Here is an 18,852-nt window from a genome sequence, read left to right as displayed (position 1 = left end):
TAACCGGTGAATACATAGGAAGGTGGACACTTTGGAATTAGACGATAGAAAAAGAAAAATACTTCATGCGATAGTCAGAAACTACCTCGAGACGGGCGAACCTGTGGGAAGCCGCACAATATCCAAGTACACGGATCTTAATCTCAGCTCGGCAACGATTAGAAATGAGATGGCGGATCTTGAAGAGATGGGGCTCATCATTCAGCCGCATACTTCGGCGGGGCGTATTCCTTCAGATCAGGGTTATCGCGTATACGTTGATGAGATGCTTCGCGATAAAGAGCAGGAAGTGGAGAATATGAAGGAGATGCTTCTTGATAAAGAAGAGAAGCTTGAGACACTCCTTAAGAAGGTTGCCAAGACGCTGGCAGTTGATACCAATTATGCAACAATGATCTCGGCACCTCAGATCAGAAAGAACAAACTTAAATTTATACAGATATCTAAGGTCGACGAAGAACATCTTCTTGCGACCATTGTGATAGAAGGCAATGTCATTAAGAACAAGATCATAAATGTCGAGGAAATGCTTGATGACGCCACGATGTTGAAGCTCAACATTTTGCTGAATACAAGGTTGGACGGGCTTGCGGTTGAGGACATTAACCTCGGACTTATAGCTTCTGTCAAACAGGAAGCCGGCATACACAGTGAGATTATAGGAAACGTCATTGATGCTGCGGCAGAGTCTATCACGGCTGACGATGACCTTCAGATATATACAAGCGGAACGATGAACATTTTTAAGTATCCCGAGCTTACAGACAGCGCCAAAGCAAGCGAACTTATCAGTACGTTTGAAGATGGCAAGGATCTTAACAACATCGTTGAAAATACTCTTTCTGCCGACGCGGAAGAGACAGGAATCCAGGTTTATATCGGAAATGAAACTCCGGTTCAGGCAATGAAGGATTGCAGTGTTGTAACCGCAACTTATGAACTTGGTGACGGAATGAAAGGTACAGTCGGAATAATCGGTCCCAAGAGAATGGACTATGACAAAGTTATTTCGACTCTTAAGAATATGAGATACGCTCTTGATGAGCTGTATAAGAAAAAGAGCTAGTGCATAGTCAGTAAGATGACGGATGTACCGAGTGAGGAGGCAAAGTTAAATTGAGCAGTACAGATAAGAAAAAAGTTCACGATAAACCTGCTAAGGAAGTAAACGAGCAGGAGAAGGAAGTTCTCGAAGAGATCATGGAAGAGCTTGAAGAGGAAGCCAAGGAGAATAAGGAGGCTGCTGAAAAAGCCGAAGCCGAGGCAGAAATTTCTGAAGAGGAAGCTTCCGCGGAAGAGAATGAAGAAACTTCCGAAGAAGAATCAGGAGATAAGAAGAAAGGTCTTTTTAATAAAAAAGAAAAAAAGGACCCTCTCAAAGAAAAAATTGATGAACTCAATGACAGACTTATAAGACAGGTTGCTGAGTTTGATAATTTCAGAAAAAGAACTGACAAAGAAAAAGCCCAGATGTTTGAGCAGGGCCAGGGAAGCATTCTCGAGAAGCTTCTCCCTGTAATAGATAATTTTGAGCGAGGGCTTCAGGCAGTTCCCGAAGCGGAAAAAGACGGAGCTTTTGCAGACGGTATGAACAAGATCTATAAGCAGCTTATGAAGCAGATGGAAGATCTTGGAGTAACCCCGATTGAAGCTGTGGGTAAAGAATTCGATCCCAACTTCCACAATGCGGTTATGCAGGTGGAGAGCGAGGAATATGAATCCGGAATTGTTGCACAGGAACTTCAAAAGGGATATATGTTCCACGACACCGTGCTCAGACACAGCATGGTTGGTGTTACCCAGTGAGTGGTATAGAAAAAGACAAATCAATATCACTGTATATCAATACGTAAATAATTCAATTTTTATAACGGAGGAAAAGTAGAAATGAGTAAAATTATCGGTATCGACTTAGGTACAACAAATAGCTGCGTAGCAGTTATGGAAGGCGGAAAGCCTACTGTTATCGCTAATGCAGAGGGAGCCAGAACAACACCTTCAATCGTTGCTTTCACAAAGAACGGCGAGAGAATAGTTGGTGAACCCGCTAAGCGTCAGGCAGTTACAAATGCAGACAATACAATCTCTTCAATCAAGAGAGATATGGGTACAGACAACGGTCGTACAATCGACGGAAAGAAATACTCACCTCAGCAGATTTCAGCTATGATCCTTCAGAAGCTCAAAGCTGATGCAGAGCAGTACCTTGGCGAGAAAGTATCTGAAGCTGTAATCACAGTTCCCGCATACTTCAATGACGCACAGCGTCAGGCAACTAAGGACGCAGGTAAGATCGCAGGTCTTGAGGTTAAGAGAATCATCAACGAGCCTACAGCAGCTGCACTTGCTTACGGACTTGATAACGAGAAAGAGCAGAAGATCATGGTTTATGACCTTGGTGGTGGTACATTCGACGTATCAATCATCGAGATCGGTGACGGTGTCATCGAAGTTCTTTCTACAAACGGTGATACACACCTTGGTGGTGATGACTTCGACCAGGCTATCATCAACTGGATGGTTCAGGACTTCAAGAGCAAAGAAGGCGTTGATCTTTCAGGCGATAAGATGGCTATGCAGAGACTTAAGGAAGCTGCAGAGAAGGCTAAGAAAGAGCTTTCTTCATCAACAACAACAAATATCAACCTTCCTTTCATTTCAGCAGGCGCTGATGGCCCTAAGCACTTCGATGTAGACCTTACAAGAGCTAAATTCGAAGAACTTATCCATGACCTTGTTGAGAGAACAGCAATCCCTGTTCAGAACGCTATGAAAGATGCAGGTCTTACAAATTCAGATATCGGAAAGGTTCTCCTTGTAGGTGGATCAACTCGTGTTCCTTGCGTAGTTGAGAAGGTTAAGCAGCTTACAGGCCAGGAGCCTTCAAAGAACCTTAACCCCGATGAGTGCGTTGCTATCGGTGCTTCTATCCAGGGTGGTAAGCTCGCTGGAGATGCAGGCGCAGGTGATATCCTTCTTCTTGATGTAACACCTCTTTCACTTTCAATCGAGACAATGGGTGGTGTTGCTACAAGACTTATCGAGCGTAATACAACTATTCCTACAAAGAAGAGCCAGGTATTCTCAACAGCAGCTGACAATCAGACAGCCGTTGATATCAACGTCCTTCAGGGTGAGAGACAGTTCGCTAAGGACAATAAGTCACTCGGACAGTTCAGACTTGACGGAATTCCTCCGGCAATGAGAGGTGTTCCTCAGATCGAGGTAACATTTGATATCGATGCAAACGGTATCGTTAATGTATCTGCTAAGGATCTTGGAACAGGAAAAGAGCAGCACATCACAATTACAGCAGGATCAAACATGTCTGATGAGGATATCGATAAGGCTGTTAAGGAGGCTCAGGAATATGAAGCACAGGATAAGAAGCGTAAAGAAGGAATTGATGCGCGTAACGATGCTGATTCATTTGTATTCCAGACTGAGAAAGCTCTTCAGGAAGTTGGCGACAAGATAGACGCTTCACAGAAGCAGGTAGTTGAGGATGACATCAAAGCTCTTAAGGAAACTCTCGAGAGCACAAAGGATAAAGAGCTTTCAGACAGCGAGATTGATTCTCTCAAGAGCCAGAAAGAAAAGCTTATGACTGATGCTCAGGCACTCTTTGCTAAGATGTATGAAGGTGCTCAGGCAGCAGGTGCCGGCCCTGATATGGGTGCAGCAGGAGCAGGTCCTGACATGGGCGGTGCTTCAAATGCAGCTGATAACAATGATAACGTTGTTGACGGCGATTACAGAGAAGTATAATTAGTTTTACGATAAAGATTCTGATAGCCAGACGAATAATCGCCTGGCTATTCGGAGCATTTTGAAACAGAGAGAAAATTTGATGATATTTGAGGAGTGTTATGGCAGAGCAAAAGCGTGACTACTATGAGGTTCTCGGAGTAAGTAAGAGTGCCTCTGATGATGAGATTAAAAAAGCATATCGTGTACTTGCTAAAAAATATCATCCTGACATGAATCCCGGAGACGCATCTGCAGCAGAGAAGTTTAAAGAAGCTTCCGAAGCATATGCCGTACTCAGCGATCCTGAGAAAAAGAGACAGTACGATCAGTTTGGTCATGCTGCTTTTGAAGGCGGATCCGGTGGATTTGGCGGATTTGATTTTAACGGTGCGGATTTCGGAGACATATTCGGAGATATATTCGGAGATTTCTTCGGAGGCGGAAGGTCACGTGGCGGCGCAAGAAGTGGCCCTTCTAAGGGAGCCAATCTGCGTGCCAGCGTAAGGATTACTTTCCTCGAAGCTGTATTTGGCTGCGAGAAAGAACTTGATCTTACGATAAAAGACCCCTGCCCTACATGTCATGGAACCGGTGCTAAGCCCGGAACTTCGGCACAGACATGTCCTAAGTGCGGAGGAAAAGGACAGATTGTATATACACAGCAGTCATTCTTTGGCACTGTAAGAAATGTCCAGACATGTCCGGAATGTGGCGGAACAGGTAAAGTTATCAAGGATAAGTGTACCGATTGCCACGGAACAGGATATATCGCAAGCAGGAAAAAGATTCAGGTTACGATCCCTGCAGGTATAGATAACGGACAGAGTGTACGAATCCGTGATAAGGGTGAGCCTGGAATAAACGGTGGCCCGAGAGGAGATCTTCTTGTTGAAGTTATCATCTCAGATCATCCTATCTTCCAGAGAGAGGGATACGACATTTATTCCATGGTGCCGGTATCATTTGCGGTTGCAACTCTCGGAGGAACGGTTCTTATCGATACTGTAGACGGTAAGGTCGCTTATGATGTGAAGGCCGGAACTCAGACGGATACAAGAGTGAGACTTCGCGGAAAAGGCGTTCCTTCGCTCAGAGATAAGTCGGTTCGCGGCGATCACTATGTAACACTTGTTGTGCAGGTTCCCGAGAAAATTTCAAAAGAAGCAAAAGACATTCTTAAGAAATTTGATGAACTCACAGGTGACTCTCTTACAGCAGCAGAGCGCATGATGGATTCCAAGGATAAAGATCCCGGAGGAGATAATCCCGGCAGCAAGAAAAAGAAATCATTTTGGAAATAAAATTTACTTATAAATTTTGCTTATGAATTGATTTGTGGTATACTTCCGTAGTTAGAAATGACTACGGAAGTTTTTGTGATATAGGAGTCATAAGTCGGAAATGCGTGCATGCTTGCATGAGTAGCATTTCGACTTTATGACCCGAACAGAAATGAGGAAATAGCAATTTACGAAGTAAATTAGCGTTTTCCGAATTTCTGTAGAATTGCGAGAATGGCGTATGCCATGAAGCAATTCGTATATCACAAAATATTTACAATTATATATAGGTGAAAAGATATGAAATGGATGCGTTTTAGAGTTCGTACAAACGAAGAGGCGGAAGATATCATAATAAGTTACCTGGAAGATATAGGGCTTGAAGGTGCGCAGATTGAAGATAATGCGCCGTTGACAGCTTCCGATAAAGAGCAGATGTTTATTGATGCGCCCGAGCTTGAGCCTGATAATACAGAGACAGGAATAGAAGAAGGCGTCGCTTATCTCAATTTCTTTTTGGAAATCGATGATAATAACATGCTGACGGTCGAGTATCCGGATGATAACGGTGAATATGCCACGGTTAAGAGAACTCCTGATGAAATGCTTTCACAGATAAAAGAAAAGCTTGCCGAACTCAAAGCTTTTACAGATATAGGCGACGGGACAGTTTCTGTTGATGTAACGGAAGATATTGACTGGATAAACAACTGGAAGCAGTATTTTCATAAGTTTTATATAGATGATGTTCTTATTATCCCTTCATGGGAGAAAGAAACCGATGAGGATAAAGAAAAGGCTGAGATGGTTCTTCACATAGATCCCGGAACAGCTTTTGGAACAGGAATGCATGAAACTACCCAGCTCTGCATCAGAATGCTCAGAAAGTACGTTACACCTGAGACGGAACTTTTAGATGTAGGAACGGGAAGCGGAGTTCTTTCCATTCTTTCTCTTATGTTCGGTGCAAAGCACGCTGTCGGAACAGATCTTGATGAATGTGCCGTTCCCGCGGTAAAAGAAAATATGGAGAACAACAACATAAGTCCCGATAAGTTTGACATGATGATCGGAAATATCATAGATGACAAAGAGATACAGGACAAAGTCGGATATGATAAGTATGATATTGTTGTTGCGAACATACTTGCAAACGTACTTGTTCCACTCACACCGGTTATTATGAACAATCTTAAGAGCGGCGGAATATATATCACATCGGGAATAATCGACACTAAAGAGGAAGAAGTCAAAAAAGCACATCTTGATGCCGGACTTGAGATACTTGAGATCCATCATCAAGGAGACTGGGTTTCTATCACATCGAGGAAAAATTGATGTACCATTTTTTTGTTGAAAGCGCGCAGGTAAGTCCTGATTTAAAGCGTGTTGATATAGTCGGAGCGGATTACAATCATATAGCAAATGTGCTCAGGATGAAGGTCGGAGAGCAGTTTTCTGTAAGCATCAGAGAAGAAAACGACGGCAGAGAGCTCTTTTATGAGATTGAAGAGATCAATAAGACAAGCGTTGTCGGGAAACTTTGCTTTGTAGAGGAAGTGGGAAATGAACTTCCGTCTAAGATCTATCTTTTCCAGGGACTTCCGAAGGTTGATAAAATGGAGCTCATCATTCAGAAGGCTGTTGAACTCGGAGCTTTTGAGATTATACCTATGTCTACCAAAAGGTGTATAGTTAAGCTTGATGCAAAAAAAGCTGAATCAAAAGTCAAGAGATGGCAGGCAATAGCGGAGGCGGCAGCCAAGCAGAGTAAGAGAGCGGTCATCCCTGTGGTGAAAGAACCGATGACGATGAAGCAGGCAATAGAGTATGCAAAAGATCTTGACGTAAAGCTCATACCCTATGAGCTTGCCGAGCATATAGATGAAACCAAGAAGATAATTGAGGGTATAAAGCCCGGAGAAAATATCGCTGTATTTATCGGACCGGAAGGCGGTTTTTCGGAAGAGGAAGTGGCACTTGCCAAGGAAAACGGAGTTCTTCCGATAACACTCGGAAAGAGAATACTCAGAACAGAAACAGCAGGTTTTACGATTATTTCATGGCTTATGTATCATTTAGAAGGATGAGAAATGGAAGCATATTTGGATAATTCGGCTACAACAAGAGCATTTGATGAAGTTGCGGACCTTGTAGCTAAGATAATGAAAGAAGAATACGGAAATCCATCAAGTGTCCATCACATGGGACTTGTTTCCGGAGAAAGGCTTGCACAGGCGAGAGAGACTATTGCATCAACGCTTAAAGTTGACAGCAATGAGATAGTCTTTACTTCGGGCGGAACAGAATCTGATAATTTTGCCATAATCGGTGCCGCAAGAGCAAATAAGTGGCGCGGAAAGCACATCATAACCACATCGATCGAGCACCCTGCGGTACTTGTGACTATGGAATATCTGCAGAAAGAGGGATTTGAGATAACTTATCTTCCTGTCGATCATGAAGGAAAAGTGAGCCTTGATGACCTTAAATCTGCGATAAGAGAAGACACTATTCTTGTGTCTATGATGTTTGTAAATAATGAGATCGGGACCATTGAACCTGTTGCAGAAGCGGGACAACTTATAAAGGCAATAAACAAAGACATTGTTTTCCATGTGGATGCGGTTCAGGCATACGGTAAAGTTCAGATCCGTCCAAGAGCAATGAATATAGACCTTATGTCCGTAAGCAGTCATAAGATACATGGACCAAAGGGAGTAGGTTTTTTATATATCAAAAAAGGAACCAAGATCGTGCCTATAAACTACGGCGGAGGTCAGCAGAAAGGCATGAGATCGGGAACCGAGAACGTTCCGGGAATCGCGGGGCTTGCCCTTGCAGCCAAGATGTGCCATGATGATTTTAAAAATCGTATCGGAAAGTTGTATGAACTTAAGAAATATCTCATTGATTCGCTTAATGAGAGAATAACCGATATTAAAATAAACGGACCTTCTTGTGAGGACGGAGCACCGCACATCGTGAGCCTTTCTATAAGAGGACTTGCGGCTGAGACAGTTCTTAACATGCTTAGCAGTAAGAAAATCTATGTTTCTGCGGGAAGCGCATGTTCATCAAACAATCCGCATGTATCGGATACGCTTGTTGCTGTGGGAGTTGAAAGAGAACTTCTTGAATCCACGATAAGGATTAGTATGTCAGTTATGACAACCAAGGAGGAGATTGACTTTTTCCTTGATACACTTTGTTCGCAGGTTGAGAATATGAGAATGTTCTATCGCCACTGACGTCTTTAGAAAATGAGGAGTAGATATGCAGTATCATGCTTTTGTAATTAAATATGCCGAGATCGGCGTTAAGGGAAAAAACAGATATATCTTTGAGGAAGCGCTTGTTAAGCAGATAGAGAGAGTTCTTTCAAAGTGTGACGGTGAATTTGAAGTTTCAAGAGTTGCGGGAAGAATGTACGTTGAAGCAAAGGACTTTGATTTTGACGAGACAGTCGGACAGCTCAAGACCGTGTTTGGTGTTACGGGAATATGCCCTGCAGTTTCAATCGAAAGAGACGGAGAGAACCGTCTTCCCGATGTTGACGGAGTTGCAAAGGCAGTGATTGATTTCGTTGACGGAGTTTATCCTGTAAAGAACAAGACATTCAAGGTTAAAGTAAGAAGAGTAGATAAGAGCTATCCCATGGATTCAATGGAGCTTGCTGCGGAACTCGGAGCAAGGATTCTTGATGCATACAGCGAGATGAAAGTTGATGTGCATAACCCGGATATTCTTATTAATGTTGAGATACGAGAGAAGCTCAACATTTTCTCAGAGGTTATCCCGGGACCCGGCGGAATGCCGATCGGAACTGCCGGAAAGGCAATGCTTCTTTTATCGGGAGGAATTGATTCTCCTGTAGCAGGATATATGATTGCTAAAAGAGGTGTTGATATCGAGGCTGTTTATTTTAATGCTCCTCCATATACAAGTGAGAAGGCTAAACAGAAAGTAATAGACCTTGCAGGTGTCATTGCAAAATATACAGGAAAAGTAAAACTGCATGTCATTAACTTTACAGATATACAGATGTATATTTACAAACAGTGTCCTCATGATGAGCTTACTATAATCATGAGAAGATACATGATGAGAATCGCCGATACGCTTGCTCAGAATTCAGGATGTATGGGACTTGTTACAGGCGAGAGTATCGGGCAGGTTGCATCTCAGACCATGCAGAGTCTTATGTGCACGGGCGAGGTTGTTACCGATATCCCTGTTTACAGACCTCTTATCGCATTTGATAAACAGGATATTGTGGATATCTCTTACAAAATTGATGCATATGAGACATCAATACTTCCTTATGAGGATTGCTGCACGATATTCGTAGCAAAGCATCCGGTTACAAAGCCCAGGGCTGATATTATCAGGAAACATGAAGAGAATCTCAGTGAGAAGATCGATGAACTTGTGAAAACTGCACTTGAGACAGATGAAGTGATTGTGATAGAGAAGTAAGTGCTCTGCGCAAAAAAAGGTCATCCCATGCGGGATGACCTGAATAATCTTTTTTGGGGATCTGATTTTTTATCAGATCAAATAAGGTTTTAAGATGTCGAGAACTTCGTCTGCACCGTCCTCAGCGTGGATATTAAGATCAATCGGCTTAGAAAGGTCGAGTGAAAAAATACCCATAATAGATTTTGCATCGATAACATATCTTCCCGAAACGAGATCGAAGTCATAATCAAACTTTGTGATGTCGTTTACGAAGGATTTTACCTTGTCGATAGAATTGAGTGAAATCTTAACGGTCTTCATTGCGCAAATACCTCCTTCTTTTCTTTATAGTAAACGTAGAAAGTGTAAAAGTCAATGCAAAAAAACATCAGAAACCTAAAGATTGCGTTGCATAATCTTGGGTGCAAAGTAAATAATTATGAGATGGATGTCATGAGCCAGAAAATCAAGGAAGCGGGCGGTATAATTGTGCCGTTTGGAGAGAAGGCAGACGTCTATATTATCAATACATGCACAGTGACAAATATCGCCGACAGGAAATCCAGACAGATGCTTCATAAGGCCAAAAAAGAGAATCCGGATTCCGTTGTTGTAGCAGTCGGATGCTATGTTGAGACCGGCATTGAAGGCGTCAAAAAGGATGAATGTATCGATCTTGCGGTGGGAAATAACAAAAAGGCAGAGATAGTCGAGATCCTTGATGAATTTCTTGAAGTAAGGAACGAGTATGACGACAAGACACTCGGCGGAACATCCATAATAGATATAAATAAGACTTCCGAATATGAAGATATGACACTTAGCGAACTTCCCGGAAGAACAAGAGCTTATATCAAGATTCAGGACGGATGTAACCAGTTCTGTACATATTGTGTCATTCCGTATGCAAGAGGCAGAATTCGCAGTAGGGATATGGATGACATTCTGGCTGAGATTGAAGGGCTTGTGAAGAAGGGCTGTAAGGAAGTTGTCCTTACCGGAATCCACATAAGTTCTTACGGTGTGGATAAGGGAGAGTCCGCGATCATTGATCTTGTGGAAAAGATAAATGGCATAGAAGGACTTGAGCGCGTAAGACTGAGCTCATTAGAGCCGAGAATCATAACAAGAGAAAATGCAAAGAGGCTTGGAGCACTGAAAAAACTTTGTCCTCATTTCCATCTTTCGCTTCAGAGCGGATCGGATTCTGTTCTTAAGAGAATGAACAGACATTATACGTCTGCAGATTTTAAGGCAGGAGTAGAGTATCTTCGTGAAGTGTTCGAAAATCCTGCGATAACAACCGATATTATTGTCGGCTTTCCGGGCGAGACAGAGGAAGAATTTGAAGAGTGCAGAAAATTTGTGGAAGACATTAACTTCTACGAAATACATGTCTTTAAGTATTCGCCGAGAAAAGGCACGGTTGCTGCCGGAATGAAGGAACAGCTCACTGACAGGCAGAAGAGTGAGAGAAGTGATGTACTTCTGGATCTTACAAAAGCACAGTCAAAGAGCTACCGAGAAGGGTTCATTGGCAAAGAACTTTCGGTTCTCTGGGAAGATACCGAAGAGATAAATAAGATTACATATGTTATCGGTCATACTGACAGGTATGTCAGAGTTGCGGTTCCCGAGAGCGAAGCAAACGCTTATGGTGCGATAAGCGGTGAGATTTCCAAGGTGATTCCGAGAAGATTTCTGAATACCGATACATTGCTTATTTGAATACAGTAGTGTAATATTAAGATATATAGTGAAATATCAGAATTTAAGCGGCCGGTTTATGGCAGCTTCAAAATATAAAATTTTTTATGATGAATGGAGATAAAAATATGGCAGAACAGAATTTGGGTAACACTCAGTTTTTTAAAGTCGAAGCTGATCCTGATACGGGTGTTAAAAAAGTTCTTTCGGTTGTTTATGATGCCCTGCTTGAGAAAGGATACAATCCGGTTAATCAGATCGTAGGTTACATTATGTCAGGCGATCCGACTTATATCACAAGCCATAAGGGAGCAAGAAGCCTTATTATGAAGGTTGAGCGTGATGAACTTGTGGAAGAGATGCTTACAGAGTATATCAAGAGCAACGAGTGGGCAAGAAAATAATAAGAGAGTAGTATCAATGCGAATAATGGGTCTTGATTACGGATCTCGAACTGTAGGGGTGGCTTTGAGTGATGAGCTGCTTCTTACTGCGCAGGGAAAAGAAATAATCCGTAGGAAAGAAGAAAACAAACTTAGAAGAACACTGGCACGCATAGAAGAACTCATAACCACTTACGGCGTAGAGAAGATAGTTTTGGGCCTCCCCGTCAATATGGATATGACGCCTTCTGAGCGTTCGCAGTTGTGCCTTGAATTCAAGGATAGAATAGAAAGACGTACCGATGTCCCCGTGATAATGTGGGATGAAAGACTTACAACAGTAGCAGCCGATGAGATTATGGACGAACTCGGAATAAAAGGTCGTGAAAGAAAAGAGTATGTCGATATGATCGCTGCGCAAGTTATCCTTCAGGATTATCTGGATAACAGAAAAGAATAATGGTGATTAATTTTGGAAAAGATTATATTTAGTCCCGACGGTGGTGAAGCTGTAGAGTTTTATTGCCTCGAGCAGACAGTGATAGGTGCAAAGACTTATTTACTTGTCACAGATGAAGAAGATGGTGACGGAGAGGCGCTGATTTTGCGCGACGACTCCGATATAAAAGATGAAGAAGCGGTTTATGTTATTGTAGACGACGACTTGGAACTGGATGCAGTTGCAGGTGTATTTCGTAAGCTGCTTTCTGAGGATGGCATAGATCTCGATATTTAACGGGCAAAAGGTTAATATCCGGTTCTACGCATCCGCCATAGAAGTGGAGGAATAATTATTGAGCAAGAAAAAAACTGAAAACGAGTCCAAACTGCAGATCATACCTTTGGGTGGTCTTGAGCAGATTGGAATGAATATCACTGCCTTCAGATATGAAGACAGTATTATTGTAGTGGATTGCGGTCTGTCTTTCCCTGATGACGATATGTTGGGAATCGACCTTGTAATCCCCGATGTTACTTTTTTACAGGAGAACATCGATAAGGTGAAGGGCTTTGTGATCACTCACGGCCACGAAGATCACATCGGAGCGCTTCCTTACATTTTGCATGAGCTTAATGTCCCTGTGTATGCGACAAGGCTTACAATGGGAATTATCGAGCACAAGCTCGAGGAGCATAATTTACTTAAGAGCACCAGAAGAAAAGTTGTAAAATTCGGACAGTCTATCAATCTCGGCCAGTTTAGAGTCGAGTTCATCAGAACAAATCATTCTATTGTAGATGCAGCGGCGCTTGCAATCTATTCGCCTGCTGGAACCGTGGTTCATACCGGAGATTTCAAGGTTGATTACACACCCGTCTTTGGAGATCCGATCGATCTTCAGAGATTTGCTGAGATTGGTAAAAAAGGCGTTTTGGCAATCATGTGCGATTCTACAAATGCTGAGAGACCGGGATTTACTGCTTCTGAGAAGACTGTCGGAAGAGCTTTTGACAATCTTTTTGAAGAACATGAGAATTCAAGAATAATTATCGCAACATTCGCATCCAACGTTGACAGAGTTCAGCAGATCATAAATACAGCACACAAGTGCGGAAGAAAAGTTGTTATTGAAGGCCGAAGCATGGTCAGCATCATTGATATTGCCCAGAGACTTGAGTGTCTTCAGATTCCGGATGACACACTTGTCGATATCGATAATATCAAGAACTATCCTGACAACAAGACAGTTATCATTACAACCGGAAGTCAGGGAGAGAGTATGGCTGCCCTCAGCAGAATGGCAAGCGGACAGCACAGAAAGATTTCTATCGGTGCCGGAGATACGGTTATTTTCTCATCTCATCCGATTCCGGGAAATGAGAAGGCTGTAACAAATATAATCAATGAACTTCAGATGAAGGGCGCTGATGTAATTTTCCAGGATGTACATGTTTCCGGACACGCGTGTCAGGAAGATATAAAGCTTATCTATACGCTTGTTAAGCCTAAGTATTCTATCCCTGTTCACGGTGAATACAGGCATCTTATCGCACAGAGAAAGATTGCAAAAGAACTTGGAATACCAAAAGAAAATATCTTCATATTGCATTCAGGTGATATACTTGAACTTGATGAAAATAGTGCTAAAGTAAAAGGAAAGGTTTCTGCGGGAGCAATTCTTGTTGACGGACTTGGAGTCGGAGACGTTGGAAATGTTGTCCTCAGAGACAGACAGCACCTTGCCGAGGATGGTATAGTAATAGTAGTATTCGGACTTGATAAGGCTAGCGGCCAGCTTGTTTCCGGACCGAGTATTGTTTCAAGAGGATTTGTATATGTAAGGGAGTCGGACAAGCTGATCGACGATGCAACGGATCTTGTTTTGGACGAAGTTACCGAAGCTCTTGAAAAGGGAGTGACTGACTGGGGCAAGCTTAAGAATATTGTTAAAGAAGTCCTCAGCGATTACATATGGAAGAAGACAAAGAGAAGACCCATGATAATGCCGATAATCATGGACACAAATTTCTGATACGAACGGGTTATTTGTCGTATCACTTAAGGGGAATAGCTATATGAATTCAAGAAAACTGGGATATGGAATTTTTGATTCCACAACAAAGATTGTTTTTGTAGTTGTAGTAGCGCTTATCATAATTGGAGGCGCAAAGACAGCTTATTACTACGGTTATCATCTTTTTAATCAGACAGCAGTGTATGACGGAGACGGTGACGGAGAAACAGTCAGCGTTACCATTGAAGACGGAGACGATGCCGGCGCTATAGCAGAGAAGCTTGCTGATGCAGGTCTTATAAAAGATAAGAGACTCTTTAAGATGCAGGAGAAGTTTTCTGATTGTAAAGGAAAAGAAAAAGCCGGTACATATGAGCTTAATACTAAGATGACTCCCGAAGATATGCTCAAGACAATGTCAGGCCTTGTACTTAGCGAGGATGGCAAGACATGGGTAGAAGCTACAACCGATTCGTCTTCAGGCGGAAACAAGGCATTGGAGGAAGAGGAAGATCTTGCTCCTGAGGAAGAGGAAGAGCCTGTAGAAACAGAAGGCGAAGATACCGAAGAAAGCGAAGGAGAAGAGAAAGAGAGTGATTGATCAGGATAGGATGACAGCGTTTATCAATTCGCTGGACAGAGGTAACACTCCATTTCTTGATGAACTAGAAAGAGAAGCGAAGGCCGGCGATGTCCCCATTATAAGGAAGGACACGCAGGCACTTCTTAAGTTCCTGATGGCGCAGGCCAAACCTAAAAATATTTTGGAAGTTGGCTGCGCTGTAGGTTTTTCGGCGCTTCTGATGGCGGAATATTCAGATGAAGATACCCGGATAACCACCATAGAAAAATACGAGAAAAGAATTCCCGTAGCAAAAGAGAATTTCAAAAAATACGATTCTAACAATAAAATCACACTTTTGGAGGGTGATGCGACTGAGATTTTGAAAACGCTTTCCCAAGGGTATGATTTTATTTTTATGGATGCGGCTAAGGCGCAGTATATCAATTTTTTACCCGAGTGCTTAAGGATACTTAACAAGGGCGGTCTGCTCGTTTCCGATAATGTGCTTCAGGACGGCGATGTTATAGAATCAAGATTTGCCGTTACGAGGCGTGACCGCACGATTCATGCGAGAATGAGAGAGTATCTGTATGAACTTAAACATAATGATTCGTTGAATACGGTTATTTTGACGGTTGGAGACGGGATGGCACTGTCTGTAAAGTTGTAAAGGTATGGAGATTAGAATGAAGAAACCAGAATTACTGATTCCGGCAAGCAGTTTGGAAGTACTCAAAACTGCGGTTATATTTGGAGCAGATGCTGTCTATATAGGCGGTGATGCGTTTGGACTCAGAGCTAAGGCGAAGAACTTTAGCCCCGAAGAGATGAAAGAAGGAATAGAATTTGCCCACGAGCACGGTGTCAAGGTACATGTCACCGTGAATATTTTGGCGCACAACTACGATCTTGACGGTGTAGACAGATATCTGCATGAGTTAAAAGAGCTTAAACCCGATGCTCTTATAATCGCAGATCCCGGAATATTTATGAAGGCGAGAAAGATATGCCCCGAGATAGATATTCACGTTTCAACTCAGGCCAATAACACAAACTACGAGACTTATAAATTCTGGTATGAGCTTGGCGCAAAGAGAGTCGTTGCTGCAAGAGAGCTTTCACTTAATGAGATAAAAGAGATAACCGAGAAAATTCCGGAGGATCTTGAGATGGAGTGCTTCATTCACGGAGCCATGTGCATCTCGTATTCCGGAAGATGTCTTTTGTCCAACTATTTTACGGGAAGAGATGCCAATCATGGAGCTTGTACTCATCCTTGCAGATGGAAATATGCGGTTGTTGAGGAAAAAAGGCCCGGTGAGTACCTTCCGGTTTATGAGAATGACAGAGGTACTTATATTTTCAACTCAAAGGATCTGTGTATGATCGAACATATTCCGGAGCTTGTGAATGCGGGTGTTGACAGCTGTAAGATCGAGGGGAGAATGAAGACGGCCCTCTATGTTGCAACAGTTGCAAGAACATACAGAAAAGCGATTGACGATTTCTTCGAATCGGAAGAAAAGTACAGGGAGAATATGCCCTGGTACAAAGAACAGATATCAAAGTGCACATACAGACAATTTACGACAGGTTTCTATTTTGGAAAGCCAAGCGATGAGACACAGATCTACGATGTCAATACATATGTAAATGAGTATATTTATCTTGGAATCGTAAATGAGATAGATAACAGAGGTTATGCTAAGATTGAGCAGAGAAACAAGTTTTCTGTAGGAGACGATATCGAGATAATGAAGCCTGACGGAACCGATGTGAAAGTTACCGTAAAGGCGATGTATACCGAGGACGGTGAGAGCGTGGAATCGTGCCCTCATCCCAAACAGGTTTTGTATGTGGAACTTTCTGAGCCTGCTGAAAAATATGACATACTCAGAGTCCCTTCAAAAGAAAATGAGAAAAAATAATAATATTTTGGTAGTAGTTTTTTAAAAGTTGATGTAAACTTTTAAACAGTTAAATTTTGCAGTATAGAAAGGGGCACTGATGAGCAATAGGGTGAACGTAGAAGAGATATTCGGACAGAACGTTTTTACTCTTGCAAAGATGAGAGAAAGACTTCCAAAGAATGTTTACAAAGAGGTTGTTAGCGTTACGGAGCATGGCGGAGAATTATCCAAGGAATCTGCCGATGTTGTCGCAAATGCTATGAAAGAGTGGGCTGTTGAGAACGGGGCAACACATTATACGCACTGGTTCCAGCCACTTACAGGTATTACAGCCGAGAAACATGATTCATTTGTTGGAAGCGCTGATAAAGACGGAAGGATGCTTACTTCTTTTTCAGGAAAAGAGCTGATTAAGGGTGAGCCTGATGCTTCATCTTTCCCGTCAGGTGGACTCAGAGCCACATTTGAGGCAAGAGGATATACGACATGGGATATTACTTCACCTGCATTCCTTAAAGAATCCGGAGCAGGCGTTACACTTTGCATTCCCACAGCCTTTTGTTCATATACAGGAGATGCACTTGATAAGAAGACTCCTCTTCTCAGATCGATGGAGGCTATTAACAAGCAGGCACTCAGAATCGTAAAACTTTTTGGAAATACTACAGCTACAAGAGTAAATGTATCTGTAGGACCCGAGCAGGAATATTTCCTTGTTGACTGGGACAAAGCAATGAAGAGAGAGGATCTTCTTTTCACAGGAAGAACCCTTTTCGGTGCCATGCCTCCCAAGGGACAGGAGATGGAAGATCATTACTTCGGAGTTATCAGAGAAAGAGTCGGTGAGTTCATGAACGACCTCAACGTTGAGCTCTGGAAACTCGGAGTTCCCGATAAGACACAGCACAACGAGGTTGCCCCGGGACAGCACGAGCTTGCTCCCGTTTACGAGACAGCCAATATTGCTGTAGATCACAATCAGATTATTATGGAGACGATGAAGCGTGTTGCTGAGCATCATCATATGAGATGCCTTCTTCACGAGAAGCCTTTTGCAGGCGTTAACGGTTCAGGTAAGCACGACAACTGGTCTCTTTGCACAGATGACGGTGTAAACCTTCTCGATCCCGGTGATACACCCAACAAAAACGTACAGTTCCTTTTCGTACTTGCATGTGTCTTAAAGGCTGTTGATACACACGCAGATCTTCTCAGACAGAGTGCGTCAGACGTTGGTAACGATCACAGACTCGGTGCCGATGAGGCCCCTCCGGCTATTATTTCCGTATTCCTCGGAGAACAGCTTGAGGACGTTGTAAGACAGCTGATCGAGACAGGCGTTGCAAAGTCCAGCAAGAAGGGTGGCAAGCTCAAGACCGGTGTTTCAACACTTCCTCAGTTTGAGAAGGATGCTACAGACAGAAACCGTACATCACCTTTCGCATTTACAGGAAACAAATTTGAATTCAGAATGGTTGGATCATCAGATTCAATGGCAAGCTCAAATACTACACTTAATACAATCGTTGCGGAGACATTCTGCGAAGCTGCCGATATCCTTGAGAAGGCTGAAGACTTCGATATGGCAGTACATGATCTTATTAAGGAATATCTCACAGAACACCAGAGAATCATCTTCAATGGTGACGGATACTCAGATGAGTGGGTAAAAGAAGCTGAGAAGCGCGGACTTCCCAATATCAAGTCTACGATTGAAGCAGCAGATACTCTCACAACAGATAAAGCTATCGAACTTTTCAACAGATTCGGCGTATATACTAAGACAGAGCTTGAATCAAGAAGAGAGATCATATTTGAATCATATGCCAAGACAATCAACATCGAGGCTCTTACAATGATCGACATGGCTTCTAAGCAGATCATTCCTGCAGTAATGAAGTATGCCGGAAGAGTTGCGACAGATGTTAATCAGATCAAGGCGGCAGGTGTTGATGCATCTGTTGAAGTTGCTGAGCTTAAGGAAATTCAGGAGCAGCTTGGCAAGATGAAAGAAGCACTTGATAAGCTTAAGGCAAGCGAAGAGAAAGCACGCAAGATCAAAGATCAGCGCGAACTTGCTTTCTTCTACAAGGATAAAGTTCTTCCTATCATGGAGGCACTCAGAACTCCTGCCGATAAGCTTGAGATGCTCGTTGACAAAAAGGATTGGCCTATTCCTACATATGCAGATCTTCTCTTTGAAGGTTGATCATACTTTATATCGGAAATGCTGATTTAATCAGCATTTCCGTAAAATATAGAGCTTTTGAAAAAAATTATGAAAAAAAGAAGAGAAATTTTCAAAAAGCACTTGCTTTTTGAAAAAACATCACGTATAAT

At 42.6% G+C, this 18,852-nt stretch carries 18 protein-coding genes; 17 read left to right on the top strand and 1 reads right to left on the bottom strand.

What is annotated here, in order from left to right; all coding sequences use genetic code 11:
• Positions 1–31: 31 nt before the first annotated feature.
• The 8 genes from hrcA (at position 32) to thiI (ending at position 9,509) form a co-directional block, all read left to right on the top strand.
• A complete protein-coding gene (gene hrcA, locus BLP87_RS05640; protein ID WP_083334494.1) occupies positions 32–1,066 on the top strand; it encodes a heat-inducible transcriptional repressor HrcA in 1,035 nt (344 codons plus the stop codon).
• 50 nt (positions 1,067–1,116) lie between these two features.
• On the top strand, positions 1,117–1,806 hold the full coding sequence (grpE, locus tag BLP87_RS05635; protein ID WP_074461818.1) for a nucleotide exchange factor GrpE: 690 nt from the start codon (positions 1,117–1,119) through the stop codon (positions 1,804–1,806).
• Between the two features lie 81 nt (positions 1,807–1,887).
• Entirely contained in the window at positions 1,888–3,768 is a 1,881-nt protein-coding gene (gene dnaK, locus BLP87_RS05630) for a molecular chaperone DnaK (RefSeq protein ID WP_074461817.1), read from the top strand.
• A 101-nt stretch (positions 3,769–3,869) separates the two neighbouring features.
• Positions 3,870–5,051 carry a molecular chaperone DnaJ gene (gene dnaJ, locus BLP87_RS05625; RefSeq protein ID WP_074461816.1) on the top strand — a complete coding sequence of 394 codons (1,182 nt, stop codon included), beginning with the start codon at positions 3,870–3,872 and terminating at the stop codon, positions 5,049–5,051.
• A gap of 279 nt (positions 5,052–5,330) precedes the next feature.
• Positions 5,331–6,368, top strand: a complete 1,038-nt coding sequence (gene prmA / locus BLP87_RS05620; protein WP_074461815.1) for a 50S ribosomal protein L11 methyltransferase — start codon at positions 5,331–5,333, stop codon at positions 6,366–6,368.
• Positions 6,368–7,120 carry an RsmE family RNA methyltransferase gene (locus BLP87_RS05615; protein WP_074461814.1) on the top strand — a complete coding sequence of 251 codons (753 nt, stop codon included), beginning with the start codon at positions 6,368–6,370 and terminating at the stop codon, positions 7,118–7,120. The genes prmA and BLP87_RS05615 overlap by 1 nt, the downstream gene beginning before the upstream one ends.
• A gap of 3 nt (positions 7,121–7,123) precedes the next feature.
• Positions 7,124–8,281, top strand: a complete 1,158-nt coding sequence (locus BLP87_RS05610) for a cysteine desulfurase family protein (protein WP_074461813.1) — start codon at positions 7,124–7,126, stop codon at positions 8,279–8,281.
• A gap of 25 nt (positions 8,282–8,306) precedes the next feature.
• Complete coding sequence (gene thiI / locus BLP87_RS05605; RefSeq protein WP_074461812.1) at positions 8,307–9,509, top strand: tRNA uracil 4-sulfurtransferase ThiI; 1,203 nt, start codon at positions 8,307–8,309, stop codon at positions 9,507–9,509.
• 72 nt (positions 9,510–9,581) lie between these two features.
• Here thiI and BLP87_RS05600 read toward each other — a convergent pair whose 3' ends face one another.
• Positions 9,582–9,812 (bottom strand): HPr family phosphocarrier protein, encoded by a 231-nt coding sequence (locus BLP87_RS05600; RefSeq protein WP_026656571.1) that lies wholly within the window; start codon positions 9,810–9,812, stop codon positions 9,582–9,584.
• 54 nt (positions 9,813–9,866) lie between these two features.
• Here BLP87_RS05600 and mtaB point away from each other — a divergent pair, with 54 nt between their 5' ends.
• From mtaB to BLP87_RS05555, 9 genes are all read left to right on the top strand, one after another.
• Positions 9,867–11,219 (top strand): tRNA (N(6)-L-threonylcarbamoyladenosine(37)-C(2))-methylthiotransferase MtaB, encoded by a 1,353-nt coding sequence (gene mtaB / locus BLP87_RS05595; RefSeq protein WP_074461811.1) that lies wholly within the window; start codon positions 9,867–9,869, stop codon positions 11,217–11,219.
• Positions 11,220–11,326: 107 nt separating this feature from the next.
• Positions 11,327–11,602: an IreB family regulatory phosphoprotein gene (locus BLP87_RS05590; RefSeq protein WP_026668302.1), complete on the top strand. Its 276-nt coding sequence runs from the start codon at positions 11,327–11,329 to the stop codon at positions 11,600–11,602.
• 16 nt (positions 11,603–11,618) lie between these two features.
• Entirely contained in the window at positions 11,619–12,041 is a 423-nt protein-coding gene (gene ruvX / locus BLP87_RS05585) for a Holliday junction resolvase RuvX (RefSeq protein ID WP_026656575.1), read from the top strand.
• A 12-nt stretch (positions 12,042–12,053) separates the two neighbouring features.
• Positions 12,054–12,317, top strand: coding sequence for a DUF1292 domain-containing protein (locus BLP87_RS05580; protein WP_026514412.1), 264 nt, complete (start codon positions 12,054–12,056; stop codon positions 12,315–12,317).
• A gap of 58 nt (positions 12,318–12,375) precedes the next feature.
• Positions 12,376–14,055, top strand: coding sequence for a ribonuclease J (locus BLP87_RS05575; RefSeq protein ID WP_026656576.1), 1,680 nt, complete (start codon positions 12,376–12,378; stop codon positions 14,053–14,055).
• A gap of 43 nt (positions 14,056–14,098) precedes the next feature.
• Complete coding sequence (locus BLP87_RS05570) at positions 14,099–14,638, top strand: endolytic transglycosylase MltG (protein WP_051199176.1); 540 nt, start codon at positions 14,099–14,101, stop codon at positions 14,636–14,638.
• Positions 14,631–15,272, top strand: a complete 642-nt coding sequence (locus tag BLP87_RS05565) for an O-methyltransferase (RefSeq protein WP_074461810.1) — start codon at positions 14,631–14,633, stop codon at positions 15,270–15,272. Before BLP87_RS05570 ends, BLP87_RS05565 begins: the two co-directional genes overlap by 8 nt.
• Positions 15,273–15,288: 16 nt before the next feature.
• Positions 15,289–16,530, top strand: a complete 1,242-nt coding sequence (locus BLP87_RS05560; RefSeq protein WP_074461809.1) for a peptidase U32 family protein — start codon at positions 15,289–15,291, stop codon at positions 16,528–16,530.
• Between the two features lie 79 nt (positions 16,531–16,609).
• Positions 16,610–18,721 (top strand): glutamine synthetase III family protein, encoded by a 2,112-nt coding sequence (locus BLP87_RS05555; protein WP_074461808.1) that lies wholly within the window; start codon positions 16,610–16,612, stop codon positions 18,719–18,721.
• The last annotated feature ends 131 nt before the right edge of the window (positions 18,722–18,852 follow it).

Origin of the sequence: Butyrivibrio hungatei (assembly GCF_900101605.1) — a bacterium.
GTDB lineage: Bacteria > Bacillota > Clostridia > Lachnospirales > Lachnospiraceae > Butyrivibrio > Butyrivibrio hungatei_B.
Note: the sequence above shows the minus strand (reverse complement) of the source record. Positions and strands in the feature narration are given on the sequence as shown.